Source organism: Streptomyces sp. NPDC002870, from assembly GCF_042888505.1.
Lineage (GTDB): Bacteria > Actinomycetota > Actinomycetes > Streptomycetales > Streptomycetaceae > Streptomyces.
In genome coordinates, this window is sequence record NZ_JBIAPW010000013.1 from 69,776 (window position 1) to 85,117 (window position 15,342).

Sequence of the window (15,342 nt, forward strand, 5' to 3'; positions counted from 1 at the left end):
ATGGCAGACCCCTCCAGCTACCGCCCCAAGCCGGGACAGATCCCCGACTCGCCGGGGGTCTACAGATTCCGCGACGAGCACCGCCGGGTGATCTATGTCGGGAAGGCCAAAAGCCTGCGCCAGCGCCTCGCCAACTACTTCCAGGACGTGGCGAATCTGCACCCGCGCACCGCCACCATGGTCACCACGGCGGCGTCCGTGGAGTGGACGGTGGTCTCCACCGAGGTCGAGGCGCTCCAGCTGGAGTACTCCTGGATCAAGGAATTCGATCCGCGGTTCAACGTCAAGTACCGGGACGACAAGAGCTATCCGTATCTCGCGGTCACCCTCAATGAGGACTTCCCGCGGGTCCAGGTGATGCGCGGCGCCAAGAAGAAGGGCGTGCGCTATTTCGGTCCGTACGGCCACGCCTGGGCGATCCGCGAGACCGTCGACCTGATGCTGCGGGTCTTTCCCGTACGCACCTGCTCGGCCGGGGTCTTCAGGAACCACCAGCAGAAGGGCCGCCCCTGTCTGCTCGGCTACATCGGCAAGTGCTCCGCGCCCTGCGTGGGCCGCGTCACCCCTGAGGAGCATCGCGAACTGGCCGAGGAGTTCTGCGACTTCATGGCCGGCCGCACCGGCACCTACATCCGCCGTCTGGAGAAGCAGATGATGGCGGCCGCCGACGAGATGGAGTACGAGAGGGCGGCCCGGCTCCGCGACGACATAGGGGCACTCAAGCGTGCCCTCGAGAAGAACGCCGTCGTACTCGCGGACGCCACCGACGCCGATCTGATCGCCGTCGCCGAGGACGAGCTCGAAGCCGCCGTGCAGATCTTCCACGTCCGCGACGGTCGGGTGCGCGGCCAGCGCGGCTGGGTCACAGACAAGGTCGAGGCCGTCGACACCGCCGGCCTCGTCGAGCACGCGCTCCAGCAGCTGTACGGCGAGGAGCGCGGCGACGCCGTCCCCAAGGAGGTCCTCGTCCCGGCCCTCCCCGACGACGCCGACGCGGTCAGCCTGTGGCTGAGCGGCCGACGCGGCTCGAACGTCTCGCTCCGTATCCCTCAGCGCGGTGACAAGAAGGACCTGATGGAGACGGTCCAGCGCAACGCCGTGCAGGCGCTCGGCCTGCACAAGACCAAACGCGCCAGCGATCTCACGACCCGCTCGCGGGCCCTGGAAGAGATCGCCGAGGCCCTCGGCCTGGACTCGGCGCCGCTGCGGATCGAGTGCTTCGACATCTCGCACCTCCAGGGCGAGGACGTGGTGGCGTCCATGGTGGTCTTCGAGGACGGCCTGGCGCGCAAGAGCGAGTACCGCCGTTTCCAGATCAAGGGTCGTGTCGGAGACACACAAATCTGGCACGGCGAGGGGCAGGACGACGTCCGCTCGATGCACGAGGTGGTCGCCCGCCGCTTCAGGCGGTACCTCGCAGAAAAAGACAAGACGGGAGAGTGGATCGGCGACGACAACCCCGAGGACGACGGCAGGCCCAAGCGCTTCGCGTATCCGCCGCAGCTCGTCGTCGTGGACGGCGGACAGCCGCAGGTGGCCGCCGCCCAGCGTGCCCTCGACGAGCTCGGCATCGACGATGTCGCCGTGTGCGGACTGGCCAAGCGCCTCGAAGAGGTCTGGCTGCCGCACGACGCCGACCCAGTGGTCCTGCCACGCTCCAGCGAGGGGCTGTATCTCCTTCAGCGGGTCCGTGACACTGCTCACGACTTCGCCATCCGCTACCAGCGCTCGAAGCGGACAAAGCGCATCAGGACCAGCCCGCTGGACGCGGTCCCGGGTCTCGGCGAGACCCGGAAACAGGCGCTGATCAAGCATTTCGGCTCGGTGAAGCGGCTCAAGCAGGCGACAATCGAGCAGATCTGCGAGGTTCCCGGCATGGGCCGCAAGACGGCGGAGTCCGTCGCGGTGGCCCTCGCCCAGGCGGCTCCGGCCGCCCCTGCCGTGAATACGGCAACAGGAGAGATCATTGAAGAGAACGACGGGGGCAGCAGGACATGACTGAGCACGATGGAGACGGAGCAGCAGACGTGAGTACGGGCACCACGATCGAGCCCGGCGAGGCCGCGGACGCGGCAATCCCCGAGCTGGTGATCATCTCCGGAATGTCGGGCGCGGGGCGCAGTACGGCCGCGAAGTGTCTGGAGGACCTCGGCTGGTTCGTCGTCGACAACCTGCCGCCCGCGCTGATCCCCACCATGGTGGAGCTCGGCGCGCGCTCGCAGGGCAATGTCGCCCGGATCGCCGTCGTCGTCGACGTACGCGGCCGGCGGTTCTTCGACAACCTTCGCCAGTCCCTCGCCGACCTGGACGCCAAGGAGGTCACCCGGCGGATCGTCTTCCTCGAGTCCTCCGACGAAGCCCTGGTCCGCCGCTTCGAGTCGGTCCGCAGGCCGCACCCCCTCCAGGGCGACGGCCGGATCGTCGACGGCATCGCGGCCGAGCGCGACCTGCTGCGCGAGCTGCGCGGCGACGCAGACCTGGTGATCGACACCTCCAGCCTCAACGTCCATGAGCTGCGCGCCAAGATGGACGCCCAGTTCGCGGGCGACGAGGAGCCGGAGCTGCGGGCCACGGTGATGTCGTTCGGATTCAAGTACGGACTGCCGGTCGACGCGGACCTCGTCGTCGACATGCGCTTCCTGCCGAACCCGCACTGGGTCCCGGAGCTGCGTCCGTTCACCGGCCTGAACGAAGAGGTGTCGAACTACGTCTTCAACCAGCCCGGCGCCAAGGAGTTCATCGACCGCTACACCGAGCTGCTCCAGCTGATCGCCGCGGGCTACCGCCGCGAGGGCAAGCGGTACGTGACCATCGCGGTCGGCTGCACCGGCGGTAAGCACCGTTCCGTCGCCACGTCCGAGAAGCTCGCCGCCCGGCTCTCGTCCGCGGGGATCGAGACCGTCGTCGTCCACCGGGACATGGGGCGCGAGTGACCGGACGTAACCTCCGTCTGCGGCGGCTGCGCAGGTCCACGCACGCGCCGACCGGGCGGAAACGCGGCGCGCAGCCCAAGGTCGTCGCGCTCGGCGGCGGCATGGGCCTGTCCGCGTCGCTCACGGCCCTGCGCCGTATCACCGGCGACCTCACCGCGGTCGTCACCGTCGCCGACGACGGCGGCTCCAGCGGCCGGCTCCGCGACGAGCTCGGCGTGCTGCCGCCCGGTGACCTGCGCAAGGCCCTGGCGGCGCTGTGCGGCGACGACGACTGGGGCCAGACCTGGGCCCGGGTGATCCAGCACCGCTTCCAGTCCAAGGGCGACCTGCATGAACACGCGGTCGGCAATCTGCTGATAGTCGCCTTGTGGGAGCAGCTCGGCGACCATGTGCTGGCCCTCGATCTGGTCGGCAAGCTGCTGGGTGCGCACGGCCGGGTGCTGCCGATGTCCGCCGTCCCGCTGGAGCTGCAGGCGCTGGTCCGGGGCCACGACCCGGCCCGCCCGAACGACGTGGAAACCGTGCGCGGCCAGGCGACCGTCGCGCTCACGCCGGGTGAGGTGCAGTCGGTGCACCTCGTCCCGCACGATCCGCCCGCCGTCCCGGAGGCCGTTGCCGCCGTCCTGGACGCCGACTGGGTGGTGCTCGGCCCGGGTTCCTGGTTCTCCTCGGTGATCCCGCATCTGCTCGTGCCCGAGCTGCTGGACGCGCTGATCGAGACGAAGGCCCGCCGGGTCCTCTCGCTCAACCTCGCGCCGCAGCCCGGCGAAACAGATGGCTTCTCACCGCAGCGTCATTTGGAGGTTTTGGGACGACACGCGCCTAAACTCGCCCTGGACGTGGTGCTGGCCGACGAGGCCGCCGTGCCCGACCGTGAGTCTCTCGCCGACGCCGCCGCGCGGCTCGGCGCCGCGGTCGAGCTGGCCCCCGTGGCCTCGCCCGACGGCGTTCCGAAGCATGATCCGGAGCTGTTGGCGGCCGCGTACGACCGTATTTTTCGGATGCATGGAAGGATCGGCCCATGGCGATGACGGCAGCGGTGAAGGACGAAATCTCCCGGCTTCCCGTCACCCGGACCTGCTGCAGAAAAGCGGAGGTCTCGGCGATCCTTCGGTTCGCGGGGGGGCTGCACCTGGTGAGCGGCCGCATCGTGATCGAGGCGGAGCTGGACACCGGCATCGCGGCGCGCCGGCTGAAGCGGGACATCCTGGAGATCTTCGGGCACAGCTCCGAGCTGATGGTGATGGCGCCCGGCGGACTGCGCCGCGGCTCGCGCTACGTCGTACGGGTGGTGGCAGGCGGCGACCAACTGGCCCGCCAGACCGGTCTCGTGGACGGCCGGGGCCGCCCGATCCGTGGGCTGCCCCCGCAGGTCGTCTCCGGCGCCACCTGTGACGCGGAGGCCGCCTGGCGCGGCGCGTTCCTGGCACACGGCTCGCTCACCGAGCCGGGCCGCTCCTCCTCGCTGGAGGTCACCTGCCCCGGCCCGGAGGCAGCTCTGGCTCTGGTCGGCGCGGCCCGTCGGCTCTCCATCGCCGCCAAGGCGCGCGAGGTTCGCGGCGTGGACCGCGTCGTCGTGCGCGACGGGGACGCGATCGGTGCGCTGCTGACGCGCCTCGGGGCACACGAGTCCGTGCTGGCCTGGGAGGAGCGGCGGATGCGCCGCGAGGTGCGTGCCACCGCCAACCGCCTCGCCAACTTCGACGACGCCAACCTGCGCCGCTCGGCGCGCGCCGCGGTCGCCGCGGGCGCCCGGGTGCAGCGCGCGCTGGAGATCCTCGGCGAGGAGGTGCCCGAGCACCTCGCAGCGGCCGGCCGGCTGCGGATGGAGCACAAGCAGGCTTCGCTCGAGGAGCTGGGCGCGCTAGCCGACCCGCCGCTGACCAAGGACGCGGTCGCGGGCCGTATCCGCCGGCTGCTTGCGATGGCCGACAAGCGGGCCCAGGACCTCGGCATTCCGGGCACGGAGTGCAATCTGACCGAGGAAATGGCCGACGGTCTCGTCGGCTGAGTCCGTCCCGATTCCCGACCGTTCCGAGCGTTCCGAGCGTTCCGAGCGAGTTCCAACCCAGTTCCGATCGAGTCCGACCGAGGGAGTCCCGGCTGAATGTCCAGCACCATGATCGACCCACCGCTGTCGGCGCCTCCCCGGCGCCGACAGCGGCGTCTTGTCTATTTGTATGCTCTTGACATGATCATGAAGTGTCATGAGCCTGGCGTCTGTCCACTTTCGTGGCACACAAGAGCAAGGGGGGCTTATGAGACGTAGAGCGAGATCGATCCTCGCCGCGGCTTCACTGCTGATTGCCGGACTGGCGGCCGCGCCGATCGCCCAGGCGGAACAGGCGGGTGACGACGACGGACTCTCCGTATGGCACGCGAAGGTCACCAAGGCCCAGGTCCCGCTGATCCTCGCGGCGGGTGCCGACGGACATGAACTCAGCGAGCAGGTGCCCGACAAGGGCGCCGCCACCGTCGAGCTCTACCTCACCGAACAGCAGGCCGGCGAACTGCGCGAGCAGGGCGTCGGCGTCACCGAGCACACCGTCTCCGCCAAGGCCGAGAAGCGCGTGGCCGCCGCGGGCGACGGCGTCTTCCGCCCGTACGGCGGCGAGACGGGCCTGAAGCGCGAGATCCTCGCCACCGCGCAGGCCAACCCCGCCCTCACCAAGGTCGTCAGCATCGGCAAGACCGTGGGAGGCCAGGACATCCTCGCCCTCAAGCTCAGCAAGGGCGCCAAGAAGTACAAGGACGGCTCCAAGCCGGCCACGCTGTATCTGTCCAACCAGCACGCCCGCGAGTGGATCACCCCGGAAATGACCCGCCGGCTGATGCACCACTACCTCGCCGGCTACGGCAAGGACCCGCGGATCACGAAGATCGTCGACTCCACAGAACTGTGGTTCGTCATCTCCGCCAACCCCGACGGCTACGACTACACGTTCAAGGGCGCCGCCGAGCGCCAGTGGCGCAAGAACCTCCGCGACAACAACGGCGACGGCAAGACCGCCCCCGGCGACGGCGTCGACCTCAACCGTAACTTCACCTACAAGTGGGGCTACGACAACGAGGGTTCGTCCCCCGACCCGGCCTCCGAGACCTACCGCGGCACCGGTCCGGCCTCCGAGCCCGAGACGAAGGCGCTCGACGCCTTCCAGAAGCGCATCGGCTTCGAGTACGGCATCAACTACCACTCCGCCGCCCAGCTGATCCTGTACGGAGTCGGCTGGCAGGTCGCCACCCCGACGCCGGACGACGTGCTCTACGAGTCCCTCGCAGGGACGCCCCAGAACTCCGCCGTCCCCGGCTACCGCCCCCAGGTCTCTTCCGAGCTCTACACCACCAACGGCGAGGCCGACGGCCATGCGGCCAACGTCAACGGGATGATGATGTACACCCCGGAGATGTCGACCTGCGCCACCGCCTCCAGGATCGACCCGAACGACCCCTGGAACGCTGCCGACTGCGCATCCATCTTCACCTTCCCGGACGACGAGAAGCTGATCCAGCAGGAGTTCGCCAAGAACATCCCGTTCGCGCTCTCCGTCGCCGAGACCGCGGCCCACCCCGACCAGCCGTCCTCCTCGATCGGCCTGAAGGCCGCGGACTTCACCCCCGCGGCCTTCACCACCTCCTACGCCCGCGGCGGCGACCAGGAAGTCTCCGTCATCGCGCGCAAGTCCGTACGCGACAAGGAGCTCAAGTACCGCGTCAACGGCGGCCGTACGCACGACCAGGCGCTCAGGGCCTGGAAGGGCGGCGAGGTCTACGGCGGCGAGGACAACATCCGCTTCGACGAGTACCGCGCCAAAGTGCAGGACGGCGACGTCGGCGACAAGGTCGAGGTCTGGTTCACCGGTGAGACCAAGGCCGGAGAACCCACCTCCAGCGAGCACTTCACCTACACGGTCGCCGAACGGCCGCGCGGTGACACGCTGGTGATCGCCGAGGAGGGCGGTACCTCCCCCGCGCAGAACACCGCCGCGTACACCAAGGCCCTGGCGGACAACGGGCGCAGGGCCGCGGTCTGGGACGTCGCCACGCAGGGCGTCCCGGACGCCCTCGGCGTGCTCGGCCACTTCAAGACCGTCGTCTGGTACACCGGCGCGGGACAGCCCTCCGCGGCTACCACGGGCGTCGTGCGGGACTACCTCAACGAGGGCGGGAAGCTGATCAACGCCGGTGAGCTGGCCGGCGGCGACGTCGACCTCGGCGGGGCCGTCTCCAACGACTTCGCGCAGTACTACCTCGGCGCGTACAACCGCGTCGGGCTGAAGTCCCCGTTCTCCTTCGCGGGCACCGGAAGGCTCGCGGGCGCGAAGGCCTCACTCGCCGCCGCGGCCGGGAACCCGCTGGACCTGGCCGGGGCGTACACGATCACCTCGGACACCCTGAAGCCGGACCAGTTCCCGCAGTTCAAGAGCGCCGCCGCGGGCGGCTACCCGGGCATCCGCACCCCGTTCGAGCCGGCCGACGGCTCCTGGTTCGCGGCGGCGAAGCACGAGGACGACGCGTACATGCGGCTGTCGCGCACCGTGGATCTGACCGGCACCGCGGCCGATGCCGAGCCGAGCCTGCAGTTCCAGCTCAGCCATGACACCGAGCGCGGCTACGACAACGTCGTCGTGGAGGCGCACACGGTCGGCCAGGACGACTGGACGACCCTGCCGGACGCCAACGGCAGCACCACGACCCAGGTGCCCGTCCAATGCGAGGAGGGCTTCTACGTAGCGGGCCACCCGTTCCTCGCCCACTACCTGACCGTCGCCGAGAGCGGCTGCACGGCGACCGGCACCACGGGCGCCTGGAACCGCTTCACCGGCTCCTCCAACGGCTGGCAGCCCGTCTCCATCGACCTCAGCGCCTACGCGGGCAAGCAGGTCGAGCTCTCCATCTCGTACATCACGGACCCGGGCACCGGCGGAATCGGCGCCTTCGTCGACGACACCAAGCTCGTCGTCGGCGGCACCCCGCAGGGTCCCGAGGGCTTCGAGACCGCGCTGGGCCCGTGGACCGTCGCGGGACCGCCGGCCGGCAGCCCCGGCAACACCGGCGACTGGGCACGCGCCCAGGCGCTGTTCCGCGCCCATGCGGCCGTCACCACCCGGGACACCGTGCTCATCGGCTTCGGCCTGGAGCATGTGCCCGGCGCGGCCGACCGCAAGCAGCTCATCGGAAAGGCTCTCAGCGCGCTGCGTCGCTGACGCTGCGTAGCCGGCAGGGCGGTCCGTGACCCCTACTGGGGGGTACGGACCGCCGTGCCACGCACAGAGCCACTCGATGTCACTCCGGGGCCCTCATGGAGGTAGGGTCGTAGGCGGTCGGGGACATCCCTATACAACTCGCCGGCGTCTAAAACCGGCGTACCAACGAGGAGATCGGTTCGTGACGATCCGCGTAGGCATCAACGGCTTTGGCCGCATCGGTCGTAACTACTTCCGCGCGCTGCTGGAGCAGGGTGCAGACATCGAGATCGTGGCTGTCAACGACCTGGGTGACACTGCGACCACAGCCCACTTGCTGAAGTACGACACCATCCTGGGCCGCCTCAAGGCCGAGGTGACCCACACCGCCGACACGATCACGGTCGACGGCCACACCATCAAGGTGCTCTCCGAGCGCAACCCCGCCGACATTCCGTGGGGCGAGCTGGGCGTCGACATCGTCATCGAGTCGACCGGCATCTTCACCAAGAAGGCCGACGCCGAGAAGCACATCGCCGGCGGCGCCAAGAAGGTCCTCATCTCGGCTCCGGCCAAGAACGAGGACATCACCATCGTGATGGGCGTCAACCAGGACAAGTACGACGCGGCCAACCACCACGTCATCTCCAACGCCTCCTGCACCACCAACTGTGTGGCGCCGATGGCCAAGGTTCTCCTGGAGAACTTCGGCATCGTCAAGGGCATGATGACCACGGTCCACGCGTACACGAACGACCAGCGCATCCTGGACTTCCCGCACTCGGACCTGCGCCGCGCCCGCGCCGCCGCCGAGAACATCATCCCGACCACCACCGGTGCCGCGAAGGCCACCGCCCTGGTCATCCCGGAGCTGGCGGGCAAGCTCGACGGCATCGCGATGCGGGTCCCGGTCCCCACCGGCTCCGTTACCGACCTGGTGATCGAGCTCGAGCGCGAGGTCACCAAGGACGAGGTCAACACCGCGTTCCAGAAGGCGGCCGAGGGCCAGCTCAAGGGCATCGTGGACTACACCGAGGACCCGATCGTCTCCTCGGACATCGTCAACTGGCCCGCCTCCTGCACCTTCGACTCCTCCCTGACCATGGTCCAGGGCAAGAACGTCAAGGTCATCGGCTGGTACGACAACGAGTGGGGCTACTCCAACCGGCTCGTGGACCTCACGGTCTTCGTCGGCGGCCAGCTCTGATCTGCAACGAGAGCACCTCGATGTGAGCGACAGGGCTCGGGCAGCGCAACGCAGCGCGGTTCGAGCCCTGTCGCACGTCCCAGCCCTCTGAGGAGCAGTACACATGAAGACGATCGACCAACTTCTCGCCGAAGGGGTCGCCGGCAAGCGGGTATTCGTCCGCGCCGACCTCAACGTGCCGCTCGACGGCACCACGATCACCGACGACGGCCGCATCCGCGCCGTACAGCCGACCGTCGCCAAGCTCGCCGAGGCGGGCGCGCGCGTCGTCGTCGCCTCCCACCTGGGCCGCCCCAAGGGCGCCCCGGACCCGGCCTTCTCGCTCGCCCCCGCGGCCGCGCGGCTCGGTGAACTGCTCGGCGCCGATGTCGCCTTCGCCACCGACACCGTCGGCGAGTCGGCCAGGGCCGTCGTCGCGGGCCTCGCCGACGGCCAGGTCGCCGTCATCGAGAACCTCCGCTTCAACGCCGGCGAGACCAGCAAGGACGACGCCGAGCGCGGCGCCTTCGCCGACCAGCTCGCCACTCTTGCCGATCTGTACGTGGGCGACGGTTTCGGCGCCGTACACCGCAAGCACGCCTCGGTGTACGACCTCCCGGCCCGCCTGCCGCACGCCGCCGGATACCTCATCGCCACCGAGGTCGGCGTCCTGAAGAAGCTCACCGAGGACGTCAAGCGCCCGTACGTCGTCGTCCTCGGCGGAGCCAAGGTCTCCGACAAGCTCGGCGTCATCGACCACCTCCTGGAGAAGGCCGACCGCATTCTGATCGGCGGTGGCATGGCGTACACCTTCCTCAAGGCCCAGGGGCACGAGGTCGGCATCTCCCTGCTCCAGGAGGACCAGATTCCGGCGGTCCTGGAGTACCTGGAGCGGGCCAAGTCCAAGGGCGTGGAGTTCGTGCTCCCCGTCGACGTCCTGGTCGCGCACGAGTTCCCGGACCTCAAGACCAAGGCGCCGGCCAACCCGGCCACCGTCGCCGCGGACGCGATCCCGGCCGACGAGGAGGGTCTGGACATCGGTCCCGAGACCCGCAAGCTGTACGCATCGAAGCTCGCCGACGCGGCCACCGTCTTCTGGAACGGTCCGATGGGCGTCTTCGAGCACCCCGACTACGCCGAGGGCACCAAGGCCGTCGCCCAGGCGCTCGTCGACTCCCAGGCATTCTCGGTCGTCGGCGGTGGCGACTCCGCCGCGGCCGTGCGGATCCTGGGCTTCGACGAGAAGGCATTCGGCCACATTTCGACCGGTGGCGGCGCGAGCCTCGAGTACCTCGAGGGCAAGACGCTTCCCGGCCTCGCCGCACTGGAGGACTGACCCTTAATGACTGCTCTTGAAGAGGGCCGCACCCCGCTCATGGCGGGCAACTGGAAGATGAACCTCAACCACCTCGAGGCCATCGCCCATGTCCAGAAGCTCGCTTTCGCCCTGGCGGACAAGGACTACGAGGCCGTAGAGGTCGCCGTACTGCCGCCCTTCACCGACCTGCGGTCCGTGCAGACCCTGGTCGACGGCGACAAGCTCAAGATCAAGTACGGCGCGCAGGACCTCTCCGCGCACGACTCCGGCGCGTACACCGGCGAGATCTCGGGCCCGATGCTGTCCAAGCTGAAGTGCACCTACGTCGCCGTGGGCCACTCCGAGCGCCGGCAGTACCACGCCGAGACGGACGAGCTCTGCAACGCCAAGGTGAAGGCCGCCTACAGGCACGGCCTGACCCCGATCCTCTGCGTGGGCGAAGGCCTCGACATCCGCAAGGCCGGCCAGCAGGTCCAGTACACGCTCGCCCAGCTCGACGGGGGCCTCGACGGCATCCCGGCCGAGCAGGCCGAGTCCATCGTGATTGCGTACGAGCCGGTCTGGGCCATCGGCACCGGCGAGGTCGCCACGCCCGAGGACGCGCAGGAGGTCTGCGGGGCGATCCGCGGGCGTCTTGCCGAGCTGTACTCCCAGGAGCTGGCCGACAAGGTCCGCATCCAGTACGGCGGCTCGGTGAAGTCCGGGAACGTCGCGGCGATCATGGCGCAGCCCGACGTGGACGGTGCTCTGGTGGGCGGCGCGGCGCTGGACGCGGACGAGTTCGTCAAGATCGTCCGGTTCCGCGACCAGTAAGTATGCGGTAGCGCGGATCCGTCGTACCCTTGCGGGGGCCTGAGGCTTTTCCGAGCCCGGGCCCCCGTCGTCCATTTCAGTCCGAGGAAGTTGGTCCAGCCGTGATTATGGGGTTTTCGATCGCCCTGATCGTCTTCAGCCTGCTGATGATGCTGCTGGTGCTGATGCACAAGGGGAAGGGCGGCGGCCTCTCCGACATGTTCGGTGGCGGTATGCAGTCCTCAGTAGGCGGCTCCTCGGTCGCAGAGCGCAACCTCGACCGCATTACGGTGGTCGTCGGTCTGCTGTGGTTTGCGTGCATTGTCGTACTTGGGCTGCTGATGAAGCTGGACAGCTGACCCGTGCCGTCAGCGTCTCGGTGCGGGGTGTAACTCCAATCACTGGACGCACGTTGGGCCTTACGTAGACTGGGGCATCTTCGAGCACCATCACGCAGGGAGTTACGACCGTGGCAAGTGGCAACGCGATCCGGGGAAGCCGGGTCGGAGCGGGGCCGATGGGTGAGGCCGAGCGGGGCGAGTCCGCGCCGCGCCTGCGCATCTCCTTCTGGTGCTCGAACGGGCACGAGACGCAGCCGAGCTTCGCCAGCGACGCACAGGTTCCGGATCATTGGGACTGTCCTCGCTGCGGATTCCCGGCCGGACAGGACCGGGACAATCCGCCGGACCCGCCGCGCACCGAGCCGTACAAGACGCACCTCGCCTATGTACGCGAGCGGCGCAGCGACGCGGACGGCGAGGCGATCCTCGCCGAGGCGCTCGCGAAACTGCGCGGCGAGATCTAGAAGTTGTTACCCGGCCGGATGCCTGTGGGCATCCGGCCGGAGTGCGTTCGCGGCTGAATGTCAGTGGCACCCTCTACGGTTCTGAATCAACGGGCCCGAGGGGGATGTTGTGACGGTGACCGAAACCGTGCAGCCGCGAACACCCGCGTGGCGCGGGGGGTTCGGACGGCTGTGGACGGCCGCCGTCGTCTCGAAGTTCGGCGACTCGCTGCGTATCGCCGCGATGCCGCTGCTTGCCGCCTCGCTGACCGACGACCCGCTGCTCATCGCCTCGGTGACGGCGTGCGGTTATCTGCCCTGGCTGCTGTTCGGCCTGCTCGGCGGCGCGGTCGCCGACCGGGTGGACCAGCGGCGGGCGATGTGGGCCGTTGATCTGCTGCGCGGCCTGCTGATGGCGGGCTTCGCGGGTGCCGTGTGGCTGGGCCTGGGATCCATCGCACTGCTGCTCGCGCTGGCCTTCGCCCTCACCACGCTCCAGACGCTCTTCGACAACGCCGCGACGGCCCTGCTGCCCTCGCTGGTGCCTGCCGAGGCGCTGGGCAGCGCCAATGCCCGGCTGATGACCGCGCAGCAGATCGTCGGGGGCTTTGTGGCCGCGCCCCTGGTTCCGGTGCTGCTCGTGGTGGGCGCCGCCATGCCGTACGCGGCGGATGCGGCCACCTATGTCGTGGCGGCGGCGCTGGTGGCATCCCTGCGCGTCGGGGCGCCGGAACGGGACCCCGGACCGGCCGGGAGCACCCTGCGCGGGGAGATCGGGGAAGGGCTGCGCACCCTGTGGCGAGATCGGGCACAGCGCGGGCTCTGCATCGCCACCACACTCTGCAACATCGGCATGGGCGCGCTCATCGCCACCCTCGTCATCCATGTCACCGGCTGGCTCGGCGCGGGGGCGGGCGGATACGCGGCGGTGATCACGGCCTTCGGGGCCGGCAGCGTGGCGGGCGGTCTGCTGGCCCGCAGGCTGGCCGACCGCTTCGGGCGAATACGGAGCGTGTTCGCCGCCGGGCTTGTGCAGACCGGATGCCTGGTCGCCATGGGGTCCGTGCGTGCGCTGTGGGTCACGATCGCCGCGATGGCGGTGTTCGCGGTCATGGGCATGGTGTGGAACGTCAACCAGACGACGCTGATCCAGGAGCGCAGCCCGGCGCGGCTGCTGGGCCGGATCAGCTCCGCCTTCCGTACGCTCGCGGTCGCCGGTGCTCCGCTCGGCGCGCTGCTCGGCGGAGCGGCGGCGGCAGCCTGGGGACCGAACATACCTGCCTTGCTGGCGGCCGCACTGTTCATCCCGGCAGTCGCGTCGCTCGCCCCGCTGATCAATTAGGTTGGAGACGCAGCGGGGCACGCAGGCAGGTACGAGAAGAAGTGGGCTGATGTCCAAGATGCTGTGTCTTGCCGGGGGACAACCCCCGCACCCCCGGCCGAAAAGCAGGTCAGCGGGGCTGAACCGACCGTCCACGCGAGGTGAATCTCTGTGAACGCAGAAGGCCGTACCAGGCTCAATCAGATGCCCGAATGGACTGCTCTCGGCAAGCACCGCGAGCAACTGGGACAGACGCATCTGCGGGAGCTGTTCGCAGCCGACCAGGCACGCGGCAGCCGGTACACCCTCCAGGTCGGCGATCTCTACCTCGACTACTCCAAGCATCTGGTGACCGACGAGACGCTGGCGCTGCTGCGCGAGCTGGCCGAGGCCACCGACGTCGCCGGGCTGCGGGACGCGATGTTCCGAGGCGAGAAGATCAACACCACCGAGGACCGGGCTGTCCTGCACACGGCGCTGCGCGCCCCGCGGGACGCCGTGATCGAGGTGGACCGCGAGAACGTGGTGCCGGCGGTGCACGCCGTGCTCGACAAGATGACCGCCTTCTCCGACCGCGTCAGGTCGGGCGAGTGGACCGGCCACACCGGCAAGCCCATCAAGAACGTGGTGAACATCGGCATCGGCGGCTCCGACCTGGGCCCGGCCATGGCGTACGAGGCGCTGCGCTCCTACACCGCACGCGATCTGACGGTCCGTTTCGTGTCGAACGTCGACGGAGCCGATCTGCACGAGGCCGTAAGGGACTTGGACCCGGCCGAGACGCTCTTCATCATCGCCTCCAAGACCTTCACCACCATCGAGACCATCACCAACGCCACCTCCGCCCGCGACTGGCTCCTCGCCGAGCTGAAGGCCGGCCAGGAGGCCGTCGCCAAGCACTTCGTGGCGCTGTCCACGAACGCCGAGAAGGTCTCCGAGTTCGGCATCGACACGGCGAACATGTTCGAGTTCTGGGACTGGGTCGGCGGGCGCTACTCCTTCGACTCGGCGATCGGTCTCTCGCTGATGATCGCGATCGGCCCGGACCGCTTCCGCGACATGCTCGCCGGCTTCCACCTGGTCGACGAGCACTTCCGTACGGCTCCGGCGGAGGCCAACGCGCCGCTGCTGCTCGGCCTGCTGGGCGTCTGGTACGGCGAGTTCTTCGACGCGCAGTCGCACGCGGTGCTGCCCTACTCCCACTATCTGAGCAAGTTCACCGCCTATCTCCAGCAGCTCGACATGGAGTCCAACGGCAAGTCCGTGGACCGCGAGGGCAACCGCGTCGACTGGCAGACCGGTCCGGTGGTCTGGGGCACGCCCGGCACCAACGGACAGCACGCGTACTACCAGCTGATCCACCAGGGCACCAAGGTCATCCCGGCGGACTTCATCGGATTCGCCAAGCCGGTCGGGGATCTGCGGCCCGGTCTGGTCGCCCAGCACGATCTGCTGATGGCCAACTTCTTCGCGCAGACGCAGGCGCTCGCCTTCGGCAAGACGCCTGAGGAGGTACGGGCGGAGGGTGTGCCCGAGGAACTGGTGGCGCACAAGACGTTCCAGGGCAGTCACCCGACGACCACGATCCTCGCCAACGAGCTCACGCCGTCCGTGCTCGGCCAGTTGATCGCGCTGTACGAGCACAAGGTGTTCGTTCAGGGCGCCATCTGGAACATCGACTCCTTCGACCAGTGGGGCGTGGAGCTCGGCAAGGTGCTCGCCAAGAAGATCGAGCCGGTGCTGACCGAGGGGACGGGGGGCGAGCAGCTCGACAGCTCGACCTCGACGCTGGCCACCAAGTACCGCACGCTGCGGGGGCGTTGAG

The 15,342-nt window shown here is 68.9% G+C and carries 12 protein-coding genes; all 12 read left to right on the forward strand.

What is annotated here, in order from left to right; all coding sequences use genetic code 11:
- The 12 genes from uvrC (at position 1) to pgi (ending at position 15,341) form a co-directional block, all read left to right on the forward strand.
- Complete coding sequence (gene uvrC, locus ACFYWY_RS18290) at positions 1-1,998, forward strand: excinuclease ABC subunit UvrC (protein WP_389187138.1); 1,998 nt, start codon at positions 1-3, stop codon at positions 1,996-1,998.
- A complete protein-coding gene (gene rapZ / locus ACFYWY_RS18295) occupies positions 1,995-2,933 on the forward strand; it encodes an RNase adapter RapZ (protein ID WP_389187141.1) in 939 nt (312 codons plus the stop codon). Before uvrC ends, rapZ begins: the two co-directional genes overlap by 4 nt.
- Positions 2,930-3,964 carry a uridine diphosphate-N-acetylglucosamine-binding protein YvcK gene (yvcK, locus tag ACFYWY_RS18300; protein WP_389187144.1) on the forward strand — a complete coding sequence of 345 codons (1,035 nt, stop codon included), beginning with the start codon at positions 2,930-2,932 and terminating at the stop codon, positions 3,962-3,964. The genes rapZ and yvcK overlap by 4 nt, the downstream gene beginning before the upstream one ends.
- The gene (whiA, locus tag ACFYWY_RS18305; RefSeq protein ID WP_108148054.1) at positions 3,955-4,944 is read left to right on the forward strand and encodes a DNA-binding protein WhiA; all 990 of its coding nucleotides are present in this window, start codon (positions 3,955-3,957) and stop codon (positions 4,942-4,944) included. The genes yvcK and whiA overlap by 10 nt, the downstream gene beginning before the upstream one ends.
- Positions 4,945-5,191: 247 nt before the next feature.
- Complete coding sequence (locus ACFYWY_RS18310; RefSeq protein ID WP_389187148.1) at positions 5,192-8,137, forward strand: M14 family zinc carboxypeptidase; 2,946 nt, start codon at positions 5,192-5,194, stop codon at positions 8,135-8,137.
- 181 nt (positions 8,138-8,318) lie between these two features.
- Entirely contained in the window at positions 8,319-9,323 is a 1,005-nt protein-coding gene (gap, locus tag ACFYWY_RS18315; protein WP_389187151.1) for a type I glyceraldehyde-3-phosphate dehydrogenase, read from the forward strand.
- A 103-nt stretch (positions 9,324-9,426) separates the two neighbouring features.
- Positions 9,427-10,638, forward strand: coding sequence for a phosphoglycerate kinase (locus ACFYWY_RS18320; protein WP_389187154.1), 1,212 nt, complete (start codon positions 9,427-9,429; stop codon positions 10,636-10,638).
- 6 nt (positions 10,639-10,644) lie between these two features.
- The gene (tpiA, locus tag ACFYWY_RS18325; protein ID WP_389187157.1) at positions 10,645-11,433 is read left to right on the forward strand and encodes a triose-phosphate isomerase; all 789 of its coding nucleotides are present in this window, start codon (positions 10,645-10,647) and stop codon (positions 11,431-11,433) included.
- Between the two features lie 107 nt (positions 11,434-11,540).
- Positions 11,541-11,771: a preprotein translocase subunit SecG gene (secG, locus tag ACFYWY_RS18330; protein WP_215093480.1), complete on the forward strand. Its 231-nt coding sequence runs from the start codon at positions 11,541-11,543 to the stop codon at positions 11,769-11,771.
- Positions 11,772-11,881: 110 nt separating this feature from the next.
- Positions 11,882-12,217: an RNA polymerase-binding protein RbpA gene (locus ACFYWY_RS18335; RefSeq protein ID WP_351570973.1), complete on the forward strand. Its 336-nt coding sequence runs from the start codon at positions 11,882-11,884 to the stop codon at positions 12,215-12,217.
- Between the two features lie 109 nt (positions 12,218-12,326).
- Positions 12,327-13,538 carry an MFS transporter gene (locus ACFYWY_RS18340; RefSeq protein ID WP_389187160.1) on the forward strand — a complete coding sequence of 404 codons (1,212 nt, stop codon included), beginning with the start codon at positions 12,327-12,329 and terminating at the stop codon, positions 13,536-13,538.
- A gap of 150 nt (positions 13,539-13,688) precedes the next feature.
- Positions 13,689-15,341: a glucose-6-phosphate isomerase gene (gene pgi / locus ACFYWY_RS18345; protein WP_389187163.1), complete on the forward strand. Its 1,653-nt coding sequence runs from the start codon at positions 13,689-13,691 to the stop codon at positions 15,339-15,341.
- Position 15,342: the final 1 nt, after the last annotated feature.